This window comes from Prauserella flavalba, assembly GCF_003202235.1.
Classification (GTDB): domain Bacteria; phylum Actinomycetota; class Actinomycetes; order Mycobacteriales; family Pseudonocardiaceae; genus Prauserella_A; species Prauserella_A flavalba.
Genome location: NZ_MASU01000007.1, coordinates 347,944 through 367,985, shown reverse-complemented (window position 1 = coordinate 367,985; position 20,042 = coordinate 347,944). Strand labels below are relative to the sequence as shown.

The 20,042-nt window shown below is 70.3% G+C and carries 20 protein-coding genes and 1 pseudogene; 9 read left to right on the top strand and 12 right to left on the bottom strand.

Annotated features, from left to right (window positions below):
• Positions 1 to 43 precede the first annotated feature (43 nt).
• Positions 44 to 454, top strand: a complete 411-nt coding sequence (locus BA062_RS20260) for an SRPBCC family protein (RefSeq protein WP_110338998.1) — start codon at positions 44 to 46, stop codon at positions 452 to 454.
• A gap of 142 nt (positions 455 to 596) precedes the next feature.
• On the opposite strand, the gene BA062_RS20255 is transcribed toward BA062_RS20260, so the two are convergent.
• Genes BA062_RS20255 through BA062_RS20245 form a run of 3 tightly spaced genes read right to left on the bottom strand, consistent with a single transcriptional unit; the run spans position 597 to position 3,673 of the window.
• Complete coding sequence (locus BA062_RS20255) at positions 597 to 1,643, bottom strand: FecCD family ABC transporter permease (protein ID WP_110338996.1); 1,047 nt, start codon at positions 1,641 to 1,643, stop codon at positions 597 to 599.
• Entirely contained in the window at positions 1,644 to 2,687 is a 1,044-nt protein-coding gene (locus BA062_RS20250; RefSeq protein WP_110338994.1) for a FecCD family ABC transporter permease, read from the bottom strand. It abuts the gene before it with no gap.
• The gene (locus BA062_RS20245) at positions 2,684 to 3,673 is read right to left on the bottom strand and encodes an ABC transporter substrate-binding protein (protein WP_110338992.1); all 990 of its coding nucleotides are present in this window, start codon (positions 3,671 to 3,673) and stop codon (positions 2,684 to 2,686) included. Before BA062_RS20245 ends, BA062_RS20250 begins: the two co-directional genes overlap by 4 nt.
• A gap of 188 nt (positions 3,674 to 3,861) precedes the next feature.
• Here BA062_RS20245 and BA062_RS41345 point away from each other — a divergent pair.
• A pseudogene (locus tag BA062_RS41345) lies at positions 3,862 to 3,951 on the top strand (hypothetical protein); the annotation flags it as partial.
• 17 nt (positions 3,952 to 3,968) lie between these two features.
• Here the strand turns inward: BA062_RS41345 and BA062_RS20235 are convergent.
• Positions 3,969 to 4,322, bottom strand: coding sequence for a DoxX family protein (locus tag BA062_RS20235; protein WP_110338988.1), 354 nt, complete (start codon positions 4,320 to 4,322; stop codon positions 3,969 to 3,971).
• A gap of 7 nt (positions 4,323 to 4,329) precedes the next feature.
• Positions 4,330 to 4,632, bottom strand: coding sequence for a hypothetical protein (locus tag BA062_RS20230; RefSeq protein ID WP_110338986.1), 303 nt, complete (start codon positions 4,630 to 4,632; stop codon positions 4,330 to 4,332).
• 79 nt (positions 4,633 to 4,711) lie between these two features.
• On the opposite strand from BA062_RS20230, the gene BA062_RS20225 reads away from it, so the two are divergent.
• On the top strand, positions 4,712 to 5,587 hold the full coding sequence (locus tag BA062_RS20225) for a sigma-70 family RNA polymerase sigma factor (RefSeq protein WP_110339108.1): 876 nt from the start codon (positions 4,712 to 4,714) through the stop codon (positions 5,585 to 5,587).
• Positions 5,588 to 5,617: 30 nt separating this feature from the next.
• On the opposite strand, the gene BA062_RS20220 is transcribed toward BA062_RS20225, so the two are convergent.
• Positions 5,618 to 6,445, bottom strand: coding sequence for a mycofactocin-coupled SDR family oxidoreductase (locus BA062_RS20220; protein ID WP_110338984.1), 828 nt, complete (start codon positions 6,443 to 6,445; stop codon positions 5,618 to 5,620).
• A 106-nt stretch (positions 6,446 to 6,551) separates the two neighbouring features.
• On the opposite strand from BA062_RS20220, the gene BA062_RS20215 reads away from it, so the two are divergent.
• Together BA062_RS20215 and BA062_RS20210 are read left to right on the top strand one after the other, a co-directional pair.
• Positions 6,552 to 7,160 (top strand): acyl-CoA-like ligand-binding transcription factor, encoded by a 609-nt coding sequence (locus BA062_RS20215; RefSeq protein WP_210406933.1) that lies wholly within the window; start codon positions 6,552 to 6,554, stop codon positions 7,158 to 7,160.
• Positions 7,161 to 7,263: 103 nt separating this feature from the next.
• Complete coding sequence (locus tag BA062_RS20210) at positions 7,264 to 7,911, top strand: hypothetical protein (RefSeq protein ID WP_110338980.1); 648 nt, start codon at positions 7,264 to 7,266, stop codon at positions 7,909 to 7,911.
• 93 nt (positions 7,912 to 8,004) lie between these two features.
• On the opposite strand, the gene BA062_RS20205 is transcribed toward BA062_RS20210, so the two are convergent.
• From BA062_RS20205 to BA062_RS20185, 5 genes are all read right to left on the bottom strand, one after another.
• Positions 8,005 to 10,137, bottom strand: coding sequence for a PQQ-dependent sugar dehydrogenase (locus BA062_RS20205; RefSeq protein ID WP_110338978.1), 2,133 nt, complete (start codon positions 10,135 to 10,137; stop codon positions 8,005 to 8,007).
• A gap of 418 nt (positions 10,138 to 10,555) precedes the next feature.
• On the bottom strand, positions 10,556 to 11,758 hold the full coding sequence (locus BA062_RS20200) for a cytochrome P450 (protein WP_168214033.1): 1,203 nt from the start codon (positions 11,756 to 11,758) through the stop codon (positions 10,556 to 10,558).
• 28 nt (positions 11,759 to 11,786) lie between these two features.
• Positions 11,787 to 11,984 (bottom strand): ferredoxin, encoded by a 198-nt coding sequence (locus tag BA062_RS20195; protein WP_110339106.1) that lies wholly within the window; start codon positions 11,982 to 11,984, stop codon positions 11,787 to 11,789.
• A gap of 35 nt (positions 11,985 to 12,019) precedes the next feature.
• Complete coding sequence (locus BA062_RS20190; protein ID WP_110338974.1) at positions 12,020 to 12,667, bottom strand: TetR/AcrR family transcriptional regulator; 648 nt, start codon at positions 12,665 to 12,667, stop codon at positions 12,020 to 12,022.
• 2 nt (positions 12,668 to 12,669) lie between these two features.
• Positions 12,670 to 13,890 carry a cytochrome P450 gene (locus BA062_RS20185; RefSeq protein ID WP_245959914.1) on the bottom strand — a complete coding sequence of 407 codons (1,221 nt, stop codon included), beginning with the start codon at positions 13,888 to 13,890 and terminating at the stop codon, positions 12,670 to 12,672.
• Positions 13,891 to 14,014: 124 nt separating this feature from the next.
• Between BA062_RS20185 and BA062_RS20180 the strand changes: the two genes are divergently transcribed.
• From BA062_RS20180 to BA062_RS20165, 4 genes are all read left to right on the top strand, one after another.
• Complete coding sequence (locus BA062_RS20180; protein WP_110338970.1) at positions 14,015 to 15,445, top strand: MFS transporter; 1,431 nt, start codon at positions 14,015 to 14,017, stop codon at positions 15,443 to 15,445.
• A 218-nt stretch (positions 15,446 to 15,663) separates the two neighbouring features.
• Entirely contained in the window at positions 15,664 to 17,292 is a 1,629-nt protein-coding gene (locus BA062_RS20175) for a flavin-containing monooxygenase (protein WP_110338968.1), read from the top strand.
• Positions 17,289 to 17,729 (top strand): nuclear transport factor 2 family protein, encoded by a 441-nt coding sequence (locus BA062_RS20170; protein ID WP_110338966.1) that lies wholly within the window; start codon positions 17,289 to 17,291, stop codon positions 17,727 to 17,729. Before BA062_RS20175 ends, BA062_RS20170 begins: the two co-directional genes overlap by 4 nt.
• Complete coding sequence (locus BA062_RS20165; protein WP_110338964.1) at positions 17,726 to 19,399, top strand: FAD-dependent oxidoreductase; 1,674 nt, start codon at positions 17,726 to 17,728, stop codon at positions 19,397 to 19,399. The genes BA062_RS20170 and BA062_RS20165 overlap by 4 nt, the downstream gene beginning before the upstream one ends.
• A gap of 47 nt (positions 19,400 to 19,446) precedes the next feature.
• On the opposite strand, the gene BA062_RS20160 is transcribed toward BA062_RS20165, so the two are convergent.
• The gene (locus BA062_RS20160; protein ID WP_110338962.1) at positions 19,447 to 20,010 is read right to left on the bottom strand and encodes a nuclear transport factor 2 family protein; all 564 of its coding nucleotides are present in this window, start codon (positions 20,008 to 20,010) and stop codon (positions 19,447 to 19,449) included.
• Positions 20,011 to 20,042: the final 32 nt, after the last annotated feature.

The following is a 20,042-nucleotide window of genomic DNA, read 5'->3' as shown; positions in this document are numbered from 1 at the left end:
TCGTAGAGTGACAAAACGATACGCATGTGCGTACGATACGCACATGCCTACTATTTCTTCCCGCGCCGAGACCGCGACCGTCTCGATCAATGCCCCGACGACGACCGTTCTCGATCTCGTCTCCGACCCAGGACAGCTGCCACGCTGGGCTCCCGGCGTCGCGAAGACCGTCCGCCCCGACGGCGACGACTGGGTGCTCGTCAACGGGGACACCGAGTTCCGGATCACCGTCCGCGTGTCGCGGGAGCACGGCACCGTGGACCTGCTTTCCGCGCAGGACCCCCGGCAAGGCGTCTTCACCCGCGTGCTGCCCAACGGGGAGGGCTCCGAGTACCAGTTCACGATGCTCTTCCCCGCCGGCGCACCGGACACGGCGGTCGCCGAGCAGATGTCGGTCGTCCGCGAGGAGCTGCGGACCGTGCGCGCGCTCTGTGAGGAGGGGGCGGGCGGATAACCGGACCGGCACGGCCGCCGGTCGCCGGGGCAGGTTCCGCGATCACCTCGTCGATCCCGTCTCCAGCGTGACGGCGATGCCGGGGCGGACGATGCCGGTCCGTGGCACGGCGATCGCGCCCTGAGACCGTCGGCTGACCCGGCTAGCCGCCCCGGCCGACGCGGTTGGTGACCGCGAGCAGCCACAGCAGGTACGGCGCACCGACGATCGCGGTGATCACGCCAACCGGGAACTGCACGGACGCGAACGCGTGCTGGGCGACGAGGTCGGAGACCGTCATCACCAGCGCGCCCACCAGCGCGGACGGCACGAGCGCGATGCCGGGTCCGCCCGCGAGCCTGCGCGCGATCGGGCCGGACACGAACGCCACGAACGCGACCGGGCCCACGGCTGCGGTGGCCGCGGCCGCGAGGGCGACCGCCGCGACGATCAGGCCCATCCTGGCCCGTTCGAGCGGGACACCCAGCGCCTGCGCGGTGTCGTCGCCGAGCTCCAGCGGCAGCAGCCAGCGCCCGGCGAGCAGCGCGAGCGGCACGATCAGCGCGAGGCTCAGCCCGAGGATCTGCACGGTCGACCACGTCTTGGCGTTGAGGCTGCCCGTGAGCCACACCAGCGCCTCGCGGGCGTCGTACACGTCGGCCCTCGTCAGGCAGTAGGACACGATGCTCGTCAGCATGGCGCCCATCGCCACGCCCACCAGCACCAGCCGGTAGCCGGTGACGCCCTTGCGCCACGTGAGCACGTAGATCGCCGCGGCCGTCGCGAGCGCGCCCGCGAACGCGGCCAGCGACACCGGGAAACCACGCAGGCCGATCAGCAGCAGGGCCACCACCGCGGCCGCGCTCGCGCCGCCGGTGATGCCGATGATGTCGGGACTCGCCAGCGGGTTGCGGACGAGGGACTGGAAGATCGCGCCGGAAAGGCCGAGCGCCGCGCCTGCCAGCACCGCGACCAGCGCCCTCGGCAACCGCAGCTCCGTCACGATGTAGGACATGCCGTCCGCGTCGTCGCCGAACAGGGCGCGCACCACATCGGGCAGCGGGATGGTGACCTCGCCGAGCGACACCGACACGCAGAGGGCGAGAAACCCCGCCGCGGTGAGGACGAGCGACACGACGGTGCTGCGCGAACGCTTGCGCCCGCGGGTGCGGGCGACCGTCGGCGGCCGGGTGTCGAGGGACGTGGGCATCTAGAGCTCCGACAGCTTGCGGTAGCGGACGAGCAGGATCAGAAACGGTGAGCCGAGCAGGGACAGCACGATGCCCACCTGCAGCTCGCCGGGCTGGGCGATGACCCGGCCGAGCACGTCGGCCGCGAGCACGAGCACGGGCCCGAGCAGCAGCGAATAGGGCAGTATCCAGCGATAGTCGGGGCCGGTCACCAGCCGTGCGAGATGCGCCACGAACAGGCCCACGAACCAGATCGGGCCCGCGATCGCCGTGGCCGAACCACAGAGCACCACCGCCACCACGGCCGTCACCGCACGCGCCAGGCCCACCCGCTGGCCAAGCCCGCTCGCGACGTCGTCGCCGAGGGAGAGCGCGTTGAGCGCCCGGCCGAGGAACAGCGCGGCGACCACGCCTGCGACGACGAACGGCGCGAGCGGGGCGACCAGGTCCCAGTCCCGGCCGGCGAGGGAGCCGACGGTCCAGAACCGGTGCTGGTCGAACGTGACCGAGTCGGTGAGCAGGACCGCGGTGGTCAGTGCCACCAGCGCGGCGCTGACCGCGGCACCGGCGAGTGCGACCTTCACGGGGGTCGCACCGCCGCGGCCGAGCGAGCCGACCACGTACACGACGACCGCCACGAACAGCGCGCCCGCGAACGCGAACCACACGTAGCCGAGCGCGGTGGTGACGCCGAACAGCGCGATCGCGCACACCACCGCGAACGCGGCGCCGGCGTTGATCCCGAGCAGCCCGGGGTCCGCGAGCGGATTGCGCGTGATGCCCTGCATGAGGACGCCCGCGAGACCGAGTGCCGCTCCCACGAGCAGGCCAGCGAGTGTCCGCACGGCCCGGTCCGCGATCACCTGGTGCTCGGCGATCCCCGGGTCGTAGGCGCGAAGGGCGTCGAGCGCGACGGAGAGCTCGATGGGCCGCGCGCCGATCACGACGCCCAGCACCGAGACCAGCAGCACCAGCACGGCGAGCCCCGCGAGGCCGGCCGTGAGCCGGTACGTGGCGGGTGCCCTCCGGCGTTGCCCGGAGGGCACCCCCGTCCGTTCCGTCACGTGCCCGACTGGCCCGCGGCGTCGCGCAGGTGCGGACGCAGCTGGTCGAGTGCGTACGGGATCGACAGTGGCGTGGGCGTGTTCAGCCCCACCACGGTCGGGTAGTCGAGCACCGCGACCGTGCCCGGCAGCTGGTCGAAGCCGGGGATGTCGGCGAGGTCGCTCTCGTCGCCCCCGTTCACCAGGAACGCCAGCAGGTCGGAGCGCAGCAGATCGGCTCGCTCGGTGCTCACGTTGAGCCGGCTTTGTCCCGTGCGTGTGCCCTCGTCGCGCACCGGCGGGTACAGCTTCATGCCCAGTTGCTGGAAGAAGACGCTCGAGCCGTCTTTTTCGTTGGAGACAATGTACATCGAGTCGCCCACGATGTACTGCGCGAGCGCGAACGTCTTGCCCTCGAGCCCGGGGAACTCCTTCGCCGTGGCCGACACCGTGTCGTTGACCGAGGTGACGAGTCGTTCGGCTTCGCCGGGCTTGTCGAGGATCTTGCCGGCGGTGCGCACCAGGTCCTGCCACGGCGTCACCTCGTCGGCCTTCGGCGGGCCCGCGATCGTCGGCACGCGGTCCGACAGCAGCCGGTAGGTCTCCTCGTCGCTGATCGAGAACGAGCCGACGACCAGGTCCGGGTCCAGCGCCAGGATCTGCTCCACGGGCACGCCGTCCGTGAGGGAGAGCGCCTTGCCGTTGGCGGGCGGCTTCTGCCACGGCACGCCCGACTTCGGCATCAGGTCGTCGACCGTGTAGCCGACGGGCTCGACGCCCATCGCCAGCATGGTGTCGGTCCACTGCAGGTCGATGGTGACGATCCGCTCGGGTACCGTGTCGATCGTGGTCGACCCGAACCGGTGCTCGACCGTCACCGGATTGGCGAGGGCGCGGCCGTTCTCCTCGGTGCCGCCCTCGCCGGAACCGCAGCCCGCGATGGTCGCGGCCGCGAGTGCCCCGGCCAGCACGGCTACGGAGCGTGACAGACGTCCTGAGAATTTCATTAGGGCAGGGTAACCTAAGTCGCTCGGTTGACCGAGAGATCTTGTCCTGTCCGTAACCCAGAGCCAGGCCCCCCGGCCGCGAGTCGTGCACTCAGGACCGCGAGTCGTGCGTTCAGGACCGCGAGTCGTGCACTCAGGACCGCGAGTCGTGCGCTCAGGACCGCGAGTCGTGCGCTCAGGACGCCGAGTTGTGCGTTCGCCGCGACGGGAACGCCCAACTCGCGATCGGGAACGCACAACTCGCGAGCGGGAGCGCACGACTCGCGAGCGGGAGCGCACGACTCGCGCGGGTGGGTCAGGCCGAGAGGCCGAGCGCCAGCGAGGCCGCGGCGACCAGCAGGAAGGCGAGAGGGAAGCCGAGCGAGGCCGAACGGTCACCCGCTCGCAGATGGGTGAGCACCGCCCCGACGTAGAAGAGCACGAGCCCCGCCGCGGCCAGCAGACCGATCACCTGGACGCCGAGGAGTCCCAGCAGGAGCCCGACCGCCCCGGCGCCCTTCAGCAGCGCGAGACCCGGGAGCCACGACTCGGGCACGCCGACGGCGGCCGAGTTCTGGAGCACGAACCGCGCGCGGGTGAGGTCGGCCACGACGATGAAGGCGTTGGCGGCGATGGCGAGCACTGTCACGGCGAGGTAGGCGACGAGCATGGCGACCTCAGCCGAACAGCTCGTAGGAGCCGAGGACCGTGACGGGTTGCGGTCCCGAGGGCTCCAGCGCCCACTCCGGGATCCGCTGCTGGTACGCGCGGCACTCCGGGATGCCCGGCAACGGGTTGTCCACGCCCTCGTCCAGCTCCAGCAGGTTGACGAACGTGACGCCGTCGGCCAGCTTGCACGCGGCGAAGCGGGTGCCGTGCGGCCGCGCTCGCCGCAGCGCGGCGAGCATCGTCTCCGTCGCCTGCTCGACGGCGGGTGCGTCCGCCTCGCGGGTGGTGAACCGGACCAGCTGAACCGGCATGGTGTCCTCCTGGGTGTCCCGTCGCGGGGTTGGATCTCGTCATCCCCTATGACGAGAGGTGCACGAGGAAGGGGACACGATGCCCGACTGGGACGCGCTCGCCGAGGTGTTCGCGGGCCGGCGGGACCACCTGTGGGCGGTGGCCTACCGGATCCTGGGCTCGGCCACCGACGCGGAGGACGCCGTTCAGGAGACCTGGCTGCGGCTCCAGCGCGGGGACACCCGCGAGGTCGGCAACCTGCCGGGCTGGCTCACCACCGTGGTCACGCGGATCTGCCTCGACCTGCTGCGCTCGCCCCGCAGGCGCCGGGAGACGCCCGCCGACCCGGAACTGCCCGACCGGCCGGGTGACGCCGCCGATCCCGCACGGGAGGCAGTGCAGGCCGACTCGGTCAGCAGGGCTCTGTTCACGGTGCTGGAAACGTTGAGCCCCGCGGAGCGCGTGGCGTTCGTGCTGCATGACGTGTTCGCGGTCCCGTTCGCCGAGATCGCCCCGATCCTCGAGCGGACCCCGCAGGCCACGAAGAGGCTCGCGAGCCGGGCCCGTCAGCGGGTGCGCGCGGGCGCCGGGCAGGAGCCGGTGGCCGACCTCGCCGGGCACCGGCTCCTCGTCGACGCCTTCCTCGCCGCGATCCGGGCCGGTGATACCGAGGCGCTGCTCGCCGTGCTGGCGCCCGACGTCGTCCGGCGCGTCGACCCGGCGTTGCTGCCCGACGGTGTGCCCGCCGAGGTCAGGGGAGCCACCACCGTGGCGGCGGAGGCACGCACGATGTCCGCACCGGCGCGGACCGCACGGCCCGCGCTGGTGGACGGTGCGCCGGGCGCGGTCGTGGTCCGCGACGGGCACGTGCGGCTCGCGCTCACGTTCCGGATCGTGGACGGCCTGGTCGCCGAGTTCGCCGTGATCGCCGACCCCGCACGGCTTTCCCGGCTGACCATCACCGAAGTGGGCTGACCAGAGTGTCCGTTGTGGATTGTCCGGTCGTTACAGTGCGCCGCCCGCGTCGATGACCTGCGTGGTGCCGGTGATGTACTTGCCGGTGTCGGTGACGAGGTGGAGGACGGTGTTGGTGATGTCCTCGGGTTCGAGTGCGGCGACGGGCAGGCGGTTGAGGCCGAGGGCCGCCTGCTCGAAGTCGGCGCGGGTGGGGTTGTTGATGTCGGGCCGGAAGAGCCGGTAGGTGGCGTCGTTGAGGATCATGTCGGTGGCGACCGTCGTCGGGTGGATGGTGTTGACGCGGATGCTGTGCGGGGCGAGCTCCTTGGCCATCACCTTCATCAGCATCACGAGTCCGGCCTTGGCTGCGGAGTAGTGCGCGGTGTTCTCGTTGGCGTGGATCGCGGCGAGGGAGCTGGTGATGACCACGGAGCCGCCGCGGCCGCCCTCGATGATGTGCGGGACGGAAGCCTTGAGCGACTTCCACACGCCGGTGAGGTTGATGTCGATCATGTCCTGCCAGGTCTCGTCGCTCATCTCGAGCGTCGGGGCGGGACTGGAGATTCCGGCGTTGGCGAGGACGATGTCGAGCCTGCCGAACCGCTCGACGCCCGCGGCGACCGCCTTGGCCAGCGCCGCGGAGTCCCGGACGTCGGCGTCGCGGGCGACGATGCTCCGCCCGGTGGCCTCGACCAGTCGCACGGTCTCGCTCAGCTCCCCCGCGGAGGCCAGCGGATAGGGGACTGTGTCGACCTTGGCGGTGGTGTCGATGGCGATGATGTCGGCGCCTTCCCTGGCGAGACCGAGCGCGTGGCTTCGGCCCTGGCCCCGTGCCGCTCCGGTGACGAACGCGACCTTGCCGTCCAGTTTGCCCATGGCTGCTCCGTGTCCACTCTGACGACGGTTGACCAGGTGAGGTTATGGCACACTGTGCCAGAAGTCGAGACCGATTCGGGTACGGCCGATGTGGGATCATGCCGGGGTGTCCGGTTCCGGTGAGCGCGGTGCGGTGGCCGACCGCGGTGGCCGTCCCGCGCTGACGAGCGCCCGCGAACTGGCCGAGGTGGCCCAGGAACTGTTCCTGGAGCGCGGTTTCGAGAACGTGTCGGTGGACGACATCGCCGCGGCCGCCGGGGTCAGCCGTCGCACGTTCTTCCGGTACTTCTCGACCAAAGCCGACGTGCTGTGGGTGGAGTCGCCCGCCGAGCTGGCGCGTTTCCGGGAGCTGCTCGCGGCCGCCCCGCCGGAGGAGCCCTACGCCGACGTGCTCTGCCGTGCGGCGCCGAGGGCGCTGAGTCATCCGCCGGAGCGCAGGACCTGGGCGCTGCACCGCGCCGAGCTACTGCTCACGGTGCCCGCGGTGCTGGAGAAGGCCACTGTGCGGCACACGGAATGGCGGCGCATCGCCACCGAGTTCGTGGCGGCGCGCAGGGGGAGCGGGCCGGATGACCTCGTTGCCATCGCGGTGGGTCATGCGGTGCTGGCCGCGACCGTGGCCGCGCACGAGTACTGGCTGGCCCACCCGGACCAGGAGCTGCCGGACATCATGGCGCGCTTCCTGCATCTGCTCGTCCCCGCCGGAACCGGCTAGCGCGGGCCACTGCTCTGTTCCGGTGACGTCCGGCCGAATGGCTGCGCCCGGTCTGGCGTGACCGGATCATCATGGCCGGAAGCGGACATGGGGGACGAAGCGTATGGGAAAGCCGGATCAGCCGCGCGGGCCCGACGGCAAATGGCGGAAACGATCGGGGGTCGCGGTCGCGGCGGCGCTGGCGGCCACCGTGGCCTATGGACAGGTCGGCGTGACCGGAGGCGGCACGGCGTCGGTCGAGTCGTCGATCAGCCAGGCGTTGCGCACCAAGCTCGACAAGGGCAAGCGGAATGCAGCGAAGGGCCGGCCCGGCGCGGCGTGGAAGGACCTGAGTCTCAAGCGGACCGGACAGCGACTGTTCCGTGGAGCCCGCTGTGCGGTCAACTCCTACGGTGACGTCCAACGGTTTCTGTTCCGGACACCGTGCCGCTCGCTCGACCGGATGCTGTACGCCCTCGACGACGAACAGTGGAACCGGATCGTCGTGTCGGTCGCGTGGGTCGACATGCGTAACGCCGTGTCCGCGCGCGAACTACGCGCGCTGGCCGACGTACACGGCACGGGGAACATCGCTCCGTTGCCCGGATCGTTCGTCGGCGTGGGCGACATCCGCTGGACCGGTCGGAACTACGACTCGAGACGCTCGAACCGGCTCGTGGTCATCGCTGAGGTCGAGCCGGTGAGCGGTGCACCGTCACCCGGCTATCTCGACGGCATCGCCGATGTCGCCGCCGAGTTCCCGCGGCCGTGAACGGGCACCCTTCCCGCGGCCCGGACGCGCCCAAGGGCACTGTGGTCGCGTTCAACGCAACCACAGTGCCCTTGGGGGCAGAAGAGGTGGTGCCTAGTGGGTCGGCGTCAGTGCGACTTCGGCCGTACCGGTCAGCGGGGGCACGCCCTCGGCGCCGGGATCGGTGTAGGTCGCGTTGAACACGCCGGCCAGTTCGTCGTTCTCGGGGTCGTGACCGTCCGGCACCGTCGTCAGGAAGGACCCGGTGCAGCCGGTCGCCGACGAGATCGGGTGACCGTGGCCGTCGTGGCCGAGGATGTAGGTCACCTGCACCCGCGAGCAGTCCACCGGCTGGTCGTCGGTGACGGCGACCTCGTACTGGACGACGTCACCGAACTCGAAGGGCTGGCCCTCCACGGGGCTGACGAAGGTGACCACGGGCTCCTCGTTGCCGACCACGATGTCGACCTCGGCCGACGCGGAACGGCCCCGGTGCTTGCCGCCGACGTCGGTCACCTTCAGCGTCGCGGTGTAGCCACCGTTCTCCGTGTAGGTGTGCGTGGGGTTGAGCTGCCGGGAGTCCACCACACCGTCGGAGTCGAAGTCCCACTCGTAGCGCAGCCGGTCGCCGTCCGCGTCCTGGGTTCCCGCGCTGGAGAAGTTCACCGTGAGCGGCGTCTGTCCATTGTCGACGTCAGCCGCCACCATCGGCACCGGGGTGTGGTTGCCGCCGGTGCCGATGTAGTCGATCCTGGCGAGCTGCGCTTCCGGGTTCTCCGCGAAGTAGCCCTTGCCGTAGTCGAGTACGTACAGCGCTCCGTCGGGCCCGAACTCCATGTCGATCGGCCCGGACACGGGGATCGACGGCACGACGTCCTCAATGGACTTCAGCTCGCCGGAACGGTCGAGGCGGAATCCCTTGATGTAGTCGCGGGTCCACTCGTAGAACAGTGGCATGCCGTCGTAGTACTTGGGCCACGCGACCGGGGTGCGCCCCTGCTGGTCGCGCGGGTCGTAGTCGTACGCGGGCCCGGCCATCGGGCCGATGCCGCCGGTCGCGCCGAGCTCCGGGAACTCCTCGGACTCGGAGTAGGTGTACCAGACATCGGGCTGCTCCACCGGCGGCAGCTCGGTGAGGCCGGTGTTGTGCGGTGAGTTGTTCACGGGCGCCGCGCAGTCGAACGGCTCACCGGACTGCTCCGTGGCGAAGTCGTAGTCGACGTACGGCATGTCGGGCGCGACGCAGTAGGGCCAGCCGTAGTTGCCGGCCTCCCTCGTCATGAGCCACCGGCCGTGCCCGGCAGGTCCGCGCGCGGGGTCGGCCTCGGCGGCGTCCGGCGAGTAGTCGGCGACGTAGAGGTCGCCGCGGTCGTTGACCTCGATCCGGAACGGGTTGCGCAGGCCCATCAGGTAGATCTCGGGCCGGGTCTGGGGAGTTCCGGGTTCGAAGAGGTTGCCGTCAGGGATCGTGTATGAGCCGTCGCGCTGCACGCGGATCCGCAGCACCTTGCCGCGCAGGTCGTTGGTGTTCGCCGACGTGCGCTGGGCGTCGAAGGCGGGGTTGCGGTCGGCTCGCTCGTCGATCGGCGTGTACCCGTCGGACTCGAACGGGTTGGTGTCGTCGCCCGTCGACAGGTAGAGGTTTCCCTTGCCGTCGAACACGATGTCGCCACCGACGTGGCAGCAGATGCCCCGGTCTTCGTCGACCTCGAGGATCTGCTGCTCGGTGGACAGGTCCAGCTCGTTGCCCACCAGCTGGAAGCGCGACAACCGCTGCACGCCCTCGAACGGCTCGAAGTCCGCCGGTGTCCCGGTGAACGGCGCGTCGCCCTCGTTCACGTCCGGTGTGGACGGATCGTCGACCGGGGTGTCCATCGGCGGCGCGTAGTACAGGTACACCCACCGGTTGCTCTTGCCGTTGAAGCCGGGGTCGACGGCGACGCTCTGGAGTCCCTCCTCGTCGTGGGTGTAGACGTCCAGCTCCGCCGCGAGCGTGTTGAGGCGCGTGTCGGGGTCGTGCAGCCACAGCTCACCGGCGCGGGTGGTGTGCAGCACCCGCCCGTCCGGCAGCACCGCGAGGTCGACCGGCTCGCCGGGGGAGTCGTTGAGGGTCACCTTCTGGAAGGCCGAATCGGGCGGCGGCGCGGGTTGTCTCCCTGACGCCGTCGAGGCCGCCGAGATCGCCGGCGCGACGGCGAGAGCCGTGCCCGCCGCGGCGGCCAGTGCCACCATGCGCGATATTCGCATGGGTACCTACCTCTCGTCACAGAACTCGGTGGGGATGGGGAAGTGGCGCATGCCGGAGAAGGCGTGACGCGGGAAAACCATCGAGCTCACGTGCGAGAGGGACGAGCGACGGTGCCGGTGACGCTGTCGGATCCGCCCCGATCCTGCTCACGCGGTGACCCCTACCTTCTTCGGCTCGGTAGTGCTCAGGGCGGGGCCTACGCGAGCGCCCCACACCGGGTGTCTTCGCCGTTTCGAACAGTAAGGGGACTTTTGGTTGTCGTCAACATAAACATGTTCAGACCATGCTGAAGATCGTTTGTGCTGTTCTAATGAGAGGCGCGTTTCAGCTCAGGCAGCCGCAGTGAAGGCCACCTTCACTGCGTTGAACGCAGGGAAGGTGGCCTTCACTGCAGTTGGGACCCGCGGGGAGGTCAGGTCACCACGTCACGGGCAGTTCGTAGACGCCGTACACGGAACCGTCGTGCTTGAACGGGATCCGGGCCAGGTCGCTCGCCAGCCTCAGGGTCGGGATGCGCCGGTAGAGCGTGCCGTAGACGATCTCCAGCTCGAGCCGGGCGAGCGACTGCCCGAGGCACTGGTGCACCCCGAAGCCGAAAGCGACGTGCTTGCGCGCATCGCGGCCCAGGTCGAGCCGGTCGGGATCGGGGAACACGTCGGGATCCCGGTTGGCGATGTCGTTGGCGAGGATGATGCCCTCGCCAGCCTTGATCGTCCGCCCGGCGATCTCGATGTCCTCGGTCGCCACCCGGCGGCGGCCGTTGTGCGTGATGTTGAGGTAGCGCAACAGCTCCTCGACCGCGGACTCGACGAGCCGGGGGTCGTCGGCGTCCCGCAACCGGGCCAGCTGATCGGGATGCTCCAGCAGTGCCAGTGTGCCGAGCGCGATCATGTTCGCGGTGGTCTCGTGCCCCGCGATGAGCAGCAGGACGCCCATCTGCGCGGCCTCGGAACGGGTCAGCTCGCCCGCCTCGACCCGGCCGGCGAGGCCGGACAGCAGGTCGTCGCGCGGCTTCGCGAGCTTCGCGCCCATCAGCTCGTCGAGGTAGGCCGCGAGCTTGCCCAGCGCCGCGGTGCGCTCCTCGGGCTCGGCGTCCCTCCTGATCATGATCTTGCTGTTGTCCTGGAAGAAGTCGTGGTCGGAGTACGGGACCCCGAGTAGCTCACAGATCACCAGCGAGGGCACCGGCAGGGCGAACGCCTCCACGAGATCCACCGGCTTCGGTCCGGCGAGCAGCTCGTCGATCAGGTCGTCGACGATCTTCTGCACGGCGGGGCGCATCGCCCTGACCCGGCGCACCGCGAACGGCGCGGTGACCATGCGGCGCAGGCGCGCGTGCTCCGGATCGTCCATGAGGATGAAGCTGATCTTCGAGCCCTCGCCGGTGGTCGGCGCGGGACTCGGGTACCCGGGCCGGCTGACGTCCGCGCTCACGCGGGGATCGGCCAGCAGGGCCCGCTGCTCCGCGTAGCGGGTCACCAGCCACGGGGTGCTGCCGTCCCACAGGCGCACCCGCACGAGCGGGCCCTCCCGCTGCTTCGCCCTCGCGGCGGGCGGGGGATCGAACGGGCAGCCCGAGGTCCTGGCCATCGGGAACTCGGGGACGTCCGTGGTGTGCATGGTGGTGGTCACCAGGAAGCCTCCCGGGTCAGGCGCCGTGCAGCGCGATGGCACCGGCGGGGCAGCTGTCGGCGGCCTCGCGGACGCCGCGGTGCACCTGCTCCGGCGGCTCCGCGTCGAGCAGCACCACGACCCCGTCGTCCTCGCGCTGGTCGAACACCTCCGGTGCGGTCAGCACACAGGAACCCGCGCCGCAGCACCTGTCCTGGTCGACCTGGACCTTCATGTCGTGCGTTCCCTCTTCGGTCGTGCGGGTTTCGGTCATTGCGGCGTGACAGGGGCGTGCCACAGGCCGACGATCGCGTCGATCAGGCCGGTTGCGGCGGCGTGCCACGTGTTCCTGGGGGTGGGGGAGCCCTCGGCGAGAGCGCGCTCGCGCTCGGCGACCGTGTGCACCATGAGCTGGCGAACCATGTCGCCGCGTTCCATGCGCACCTCCACCGGCATCTCGGGGATGCACCGGTTGAGCCCGTCGATGGCCCGGACCAGTGTGGGGGAGGTGAGCGACTCCTCGGACGTGATGTCGCGCAGGGAGGGCTCGGTCATGATCTGCGCGGCGAACCGCCCGTACCACGTGGGCGAGCCCAGCTCGGCGAGATGCTCGATGGGCGGGCGCACGAGGCAGGCCACCCAGTCCCTCGTCTCGGTGGAGTCGCCGAGTCCGGACACCATCCGCTCGCGTAGCCGCTCGGTCTGCTCGTGGTGCTTGCGCACGATCGCCCTGACGAGATCGGTCTTGGTGCCGAAGTGGTAGTTGACCGCCGCGTTGTTGCCCTGCCCGGCGGCCTCGCTGATCTGGCGGTTGGACACCGCGAAGACCCCGCGCTCGGCGTACAGCCGCTCGGCCACCGTGAGGATCGCCTCCCTGGTGGCGCTGACGCGGTCGGCGCGCGCGGTTCCGTTCGGCATCGTCACCACCGCACCGGGACTTCGCGCAGGCCGCCGACCACGAGGCCCTCCACGCGGCGCAGGTCCTCGGCGGGCACGGCGAGCTCCAGTGTCGGCAGCTTGCGCAGCAGGACCTCCAGCACCACCTGCAGTTCGGTGCGCGCGAGCGCCTGGCCGAGGCACGAGTGCGCCCCGCTGCCGAAGGCGAGGTGCGGATTGGGTGTGCGGCCGAGATCCAGCTCGTCCGCGCGGTCGAACGCCGTCTCGTCGCGGTTCGCGGCGGCCATGCTGCACAGCACGGTGGTGCCGCGCGGCAGTACGGTGTCGCCGACCTCGACGTCCCCGTCGAGGTAGCGCACCATGCCGAGCCCGGGGTTGGCGTCGAAGCGCAGCGCCTCCTCGACGGCCGTGCGTACCGCCGACGGGTCGGCGAGCAACCGCTCCCAGTGCCGCCGGTCGGCCAGCAGCATGGCGATCATCTTCCCGATCATGTTCGCCGTCGTCTCGTGCCCTGCGATCAGCAGGCCGAGGCCGGTGGCGACGAGCATCGTGTCGGACAGGCGCTCACCGGTGCTGTCGGTGGCGGTGATGAGCTCGCTGAGCAGGTCGTCGCCCGGCTGGTCGCGTTTGGCGGCGATATGGCCCGCCAGGTAGGCGAAGAACTCCTCCTGCGCGGCGTTGACCTCGTCCTCGGTGTAGCGGGTCAGGTTCAGCAGGGAGTCGGACCAGTGGGCGAACCGGTCGCGGTCGCTGTCGGGTACGCCGAGCAGGTCGCAGATGACCCACACCGGGAGCGGGAACCCGACGCTCGCCTTGAGGTCGGCGGGCGAGCCCGACTTGACCATGTCGTCGACGAGCCGCTCGGCCATCGCCGCGATGCCGGGCCGCAGCGCCGCCATCCGCTTGGCGGTGAACCACCTGTTGACCATGCGGCGCCACCGCTGGTGGGCCTCGCCACTCTGGGGGAGCGTCGTCGCCATCTCGCTGTTGAACAGCCCGCCCGATTCGGTGTCGGAGATGCGCGCCGCGTCGGGGGCGTCGAGGAGCCTGCCGAACCTGGGGTCCGCGAGCACCTGCTTCACGTCGTCGTAGCGCGTGAGCAGGGATGCCTCGTCGCCGCTCGGCAACGTCACCCGCGCGACGGGGCACTGCCGCCGCAGTTTCTCCCATTCCCCGGGCGGCTCCAGCGCCGCAGGACCGGTGAAGGGATAGCTCGGCGCCTTCTCGGTTCCGGCATGGCCCACGGTGGATTCTCCTCGAAGTAGCCGTCGAGTACGTGGCCAGTCAACCGCCCCCCGCTCGCCTTCGTCAAGCGTCTGATTTAAACTTGCAACGCACAAGCATCTTTTCCGAAGACGGAGACTTCCCATGACGCATGCCCCTGCCGTGGCGCGCCCGAACGTCGTCGTGGCGGTGCTGGCGCTCTCGGGGATCGTGGTCTCGCTGACGCAGACCATGGTGATCCCGCTGGTGCCGAAGCTCCCCGACCTGCTGGGGGCGTCGGCCTCCGACACGGCGTGGGCCATCACCGCCACGCTGCTCGCCGCCGCCGTCGCGACCCCCACCGTGGGACGGCTCGGCGACATGTACGGCAAGCGCCGCATGCTGCTGTTCAGCCTCGGGATGCTGGCGGCCGGCTCCGCCGTCGTCGCGCTGTCGGACAGCCTCGCGCCCGCAGTGGTCGGACGAGCCTTGCAGGGCCTCTCCGCCGGAGTGATCCCGCTGGGCATCAGCATCATGCGGGACGAGCTGCCGGCCGAGCGGGTCGGCTCGGCGATCGCGTTGATGAGCGGGTCGCTGGGCGTCGGTGGTGCGCTGGGCCTGCCCGCCGCGGCGTTCCTCGCCGAGCACGCGGACTGGCACCTGCTGTTCTGGAGCTCCGCGGGCCTCGGCATCCTCGGCGCGGCGCTCGTGCTCTCGTTCGTGCCGGAGTCGTCGGTGCGCTCCGGTGGCCGCTTCGACGTGCCCGGCGCGGCCGGGCTGTCCGTGGCCTTGCTGTGCCTGCTGCTGGCGATCTCCAAGGGTGCCGACTGGGGCTGGGGGAGCGGTCTCACCACCGGGCTCTTCGGCGCGGCGGTGGTCGTGCTGCTGCTGTGGGGATGGTGGGAGCTGCGCACGGCCGAGCCGCTGGTCGACCTGCGTACCACGGCCCGCCGTCAGGTGCTGCTCACCAACCTGGCCTCGGTGGCGTTCGGCTTCTCGATGTTCGCGATGTCGCTCGTGCTGCCGCAGCTGCTGCAACTGCCGGAGGCGACCGGGTACGGCCTTGGGCAGTCGATGGTCGCGGTCGGCCTCGTGATGGCACCCAACGGGCTCGTGATGATGGCGATGGCACCGGTGTCGGCGCGGATCTCGCGCAACCTCGGCCCCAAGGTGACGCTCATGACCGGCGCGGCCGTGGTCGCGATCGGTTACGGGCTGAGCATCGTGCTGATGTCGGAGATCTGGGAGCTGGTGTTCGTCTCCAGTGTCATCGGTGCCGGGATCGGGCTCGCGTACGGCGCCATGCCCGCGCTGGTGATGGCGGCCGTGCCGGTGTCGGAGACGGCCGCGGCCAACAGCCTCAACACCCTGATGCGCTCCATCGGCACGTCGGTCTCCAGCGCCGTCGCCGGGGTGGTGCTCGCGCACCTGACGGTGTCGCTCGGTCCCGTCTCGGTTCCCGCGGAGAACGGCTTCCGCGTGGTGATGGCGATCGGCGCGGCCGCCGCCGTGGTCGCGTTCGTCATCGCGGTCTTCCTGCCCGGCCGCACACCGGCCAGGGAGGAGGAGACGGAGCCGGTCGCGGCGGCCCACTAGCCCCGGCCCAGCCGCAGTGAAGGCCACCTTGCCTGCGTTCAACGCAGTGAAGGTGGCCTTCACTGCGTTCGGTGGGGGTTCCGCTGATCGGGCGACTCCGGGCTAATTACTTACTATCAATATAAGAGACAGTCTTGACTTGACTTCGGCGTCGGGTCACAGTGGCTGTGCGCCGGCCATGCGGACGATCCTCCCGACGACAGTGAGGAACGATTGCCATGTCATCGAGCAGCACCGTGCCCACCGAACTCGACGCCGTCGTGGTCGGTGCCGGATTCTCCGGGCTGTATATGCTCTACCGCCTTCGCGAGCTGGGCATGTCGGCCAGAGTCTTCGAAGCGGGCGACGACGTCGGCGGAACCTGGTACTGGAACCGGTATCCGGGCGCACGCTGTGATGTGGAGAGCATGCACTACTCCTTCTCGTTCGACCCTGAGCTCGAACAGGAATGGGAGTGGACCGAGAAGTACCCGAGCCAGCCCGAGATCCTCGCCTACATCCGGCACGTCGCCGAGCGCCACGACCTGCGCCGCGACGTCGTGCTCTCCACCCGTGTGACGGCGGCGCACTTCGACGAGGGCTCGCGGCGCTGGACCGTGCGCACCGACCGGGGACACGTGGTGTCGGCGCGCTACTGCGTCCTCGCCGTCGGCTGCCTGTCCGTCCCCAAGGCGCCCGAGGTTCCCGGGCTCGAGAACTTCCGAGGCTCCTGGTACCACACGTCGCAGTGGCCGGAGGACGACGTCGACTTCAGCGGGCAGCGCGTGGCGGTGATCGGCACCGGATCGTCGGGGATCCAGGCGATCCCGATCCTCGCCGAGCGCGCGGCCGAGCTCACGGTCTTCCAGCGCACGGCCAACTTCTGCCTGCCGACGTTCAACGGTCCCATCGACCGGGAGATGGTCTCCGAGATCAAGGCGACCTACCCGGAGGTGCGGGAGGCGGGCCGCAACTCCGGGTTCGGCATCGCGATCGAGGCGCCAACGCGGTCGGCGCTGGAGGTGAGCGAGGACGAACGGCTGCGGACCTATGAGGAACGCTGGAACCGCGGCAACCTCACCGGGGTCCTGCAGGCCTACACCGACCTGCTCACCGACCAGGCCGCCAACGACACCGCCGCGGACTTCGTGCGGGACCGGATCCGCGAGACCGTGACCGATCCGGCGACGGCGGAGAAGCTCCTGCCAAGGGGGCACGCGTTCGGCACCAAGCGGCCGTGTCTCGGTACCGGCTACTACGAGACGTTCAACCGCGACGACGTGCACCTGGTCGACCTGCGCGAGACCCCGCTCGTGGAGATCACGGAACGCGGGCTGCGCACGAGCGAGCGCGAGTACGAGTTCGACAGCATCGTGCTCGCCACCGGGTTCGACGCCATGACTGGCGCGTTCCTGGCAATCGACATCAGGGGCCGCGACGGGCTGACCCTGCGGGAGAAGTGGAGCCAGGGGCCGGTCGGTTACCTGGGGCTCGGCGTCGCCGGCTTCCCGAACCTGTTCACCATCACCGGGCCCGGCAGCCCGTCCGTGCTCAGCAACATGATCGTGTCGATCGAGCAGCATGTCGACTGGATCGCCGGTCTGCTGTCCCATCTGGATGCCAACGGGTTGTCCACAGTGGAGGCCAGCGAGGCGGCGGAGAAGGAATGGGGCGAGCACGTCCGCGAGTGCGGTGAGGCCACGCTCTACCCGAAGACGGACTCCTGGTACATGGGCGCCAACGTACCCGGGAAACCGCGCGTGTTCATGGCCTACATCGGCGGCGTCGGCGTCTACCGGGAGAAGTGCCGAGAGGTGGCCGGCAACGGCTACGAGGGTTTCGTGCTGCAGGGGAGCGTGGCCGGATGAGCGTCGCCGAGGGCAAGGCCCTCATCACGTCCTATCTGGATGCCGTGGGCACGCTCGACGTCGCGGCCGTCGCACCGCTGTTCCACGAGGACGGCGTGCTGGACATCCCCTACGCGCCGAGCGGTATCCCTCGCACACTGGCGGGCAGGGCGGCGATCGACGAGTTCTACCGCGCGCTGCCGGAACTGGTGACCCCCATGAACTTCGCCGGCTACCGCATCAGCGCGCTGGAGGAGGACGGCGAGTTCGTCGCCGAGTACACATCGGACTCATCGATGAAGCAGACGGGCGTGCCGTATCGCAACACCTACGTGGCGCGGGTGACGGTCCGCGACGGCAAGATCGCGCGGTTCGCGGAGTTCTTCGATCCCATCCCGCTCGTCGAGGCGCTGGGTGGGCGGGTCATCGCGGCCGGCAACGGAAAGGAATCCGCATGACGGAACCGGTCATCGTCGTGGGCGCCGGGCTCTCCGGCCTGGCGACCGCGCTGGGCGCGGCCCTGCGCGGGCGCAGGGTGGTGGTGTTGGAGGCGGCGGAGCTGGTCGGGGGCGCCGCGGCCTACTCGGGCGGCCAGGTGTGGTGCGGTGCCAACCACGTGGCGCGCAGGGACGGCATCGAGGACTCGCTCGAGCTCACCGAGACGTACGTACGGGCGATCGCCCACCGGGACCCGGAGCTGCTCGATGAGCGGGCCATGCGGCGGTGGATCACCACAGCGCCGGAGGCGATGCGGTACTGGGAGGACATCGGCGCGATCCGCTGGAAGGTGATCCCCGGGCTCGCCGACTACCACAACGAGGCTGACGGTGCGCTGCCGATGGGTCGCTACCTCACCAACGAGGTGATCGACGGCGGTGTGCTCGGCCCGTGGCGGCGGCTGCTGCGCGTGAGCCCGTACTTCCCGGTGGGCACCACCTACGACGACCTGCTCACCAGGGGCCGCCGAGCGGCCTATGTGGACAATCCAGGGGAGGAGGAGCCCGCGACCGAGCACGCCGGGGTGCCCGCGTTCGGCATCGCCGACGGCCGCGACCGGTCGGGACAGCCGCGGGGCGACGACCCGCTGACGTTCGGCACCGGGGTGGTGGCGAGCTTCCTGGCGCGGGCGCTGCGCGAGGAGAACATCGAGATCCGCACGTCCCATCCGGTGACCGGCCTGCTCTCCGAGGGCGGCCGCGTGGTGGGCGTGCGGGCCGACGGTCCGGGCGGGCCGGTGGAGCTGCGCGGCCCGGTGGTGCTCGCGACGAGCACCTACGACTGGGACCCCGATCTCGTGCGGGAACTGGTGGGCCTCGAACCGGAGGACTTCGGCAGCGTCGCGCCGGAGAGCCTGCGCGGCGACGGGATCAGGCTCGCCAGGGATGTCGGCGCGGCCGTCGCGAAGATCCCGGCGACGAGTGTGCCGATGCTGCCCGGCTGGCGGTCGCAGGTCGGCACCGGCTACGGCTACGGGCCGGAGTACGCGATGCCGCACAGCATGATCGTCGACAGCACGGGCAGGCGGTTCTGCAACGACTCCTACTGGGTGGACATCGTCGCCAAGACGCTGAACCCCGCCGACCGGCACCTGCCGTTCTTCCTCGTGTGGGACGACCAGCACCGGCAGAAGTACGGGCTCGCCGGTACCCCGCCCGGCGGTGACTATCCGGAAGGCTGGGTCACCTCGGCGCCCACGGTGCGCGCGCTCGGCGAGGCGCTCGGCATCGACGCCGAGCGGTTCGAGGTCACGGTGGCGCGGTTCAACGAGCACGCCGCCCGGGGAGAGGATCCGGACTTCGGGCGCGGCACGGTCACCTACGTCAACCGCTTCGCGGGCGACCCTGAGCAGAAGCCGTGCCCGGTGCTCGGCGAGCTGGTGAAGCCGCCGTTCCACGGGCTGCGGCTGAAGTTCGTGGGCACCGGCATCGGTTCCAGCGGTGTGCACATCGACGGAGACGGGCACGTGCTCGACGAGCGCGGCGCGCCGATCGGCGGGCTGTACGCGGTCGGCTCGTGTGCGGCGCTGACCACGGTCGGCACCGGGTACAACAGCGGGTTCGCGCTCGGCAGGGGCGTCACGCTGGCCTACCTGGTCGCTCACGAGCTGGGCGGCCTACCCGTTCCCTAGCCTCATGGCCTGAGGGGTCCGGTGCGTCCACACCGGACCCTTCAGCGTCAGCGAAGGTAGTCGTGCAGCCAGTCGGCACCGCCGCCGTTCAGCACCTCGGGCCAGTCGGCGGGCCGCCGGTCGCCGTAGGCCCGCACCCGCAGCGCGTCACCGAGGGCGTCGGCGTATTCGCGCACGTCGACGTAGTACATGTAGGACATCAGCCGGTCGGCGAACCGCCAGCCCTCCGGTGTCCTGCGATAGCGGTCGCGGTAGCGCAGCGCGACGACCATCGGCTTGCCGTCGCGCACCACCTCGGCGTGCGAGGCCAGCAAGCCGTGCGCGGAGCCGGGGTCGCCGTCGTCGAAGCGGATCACGTGGCCGTGCGTGAAGTGGTTGGTGGCGCCGAGCGCGGCGAACCGGCCCTGGTACACGCGCACGATCTCGTCGATCCCGCTGGCGGCGAACACCCCGTCGGCCGAGCGCAACGTCGCGTCCTCGCAGAAGATCCGGCGGATCCCGGGGATGTCGCGCTCGTCCATGACGTAGCCGTAGAGCACGGCGAGGTCGGTGATCTCCGTGCGGTCCTCGATCCTGGTGAGCCGTTGTTCGAGGGTGAGTGCGGTGGTCACGAGGTTCCTCCTTGGACACGATTGACGCCCAC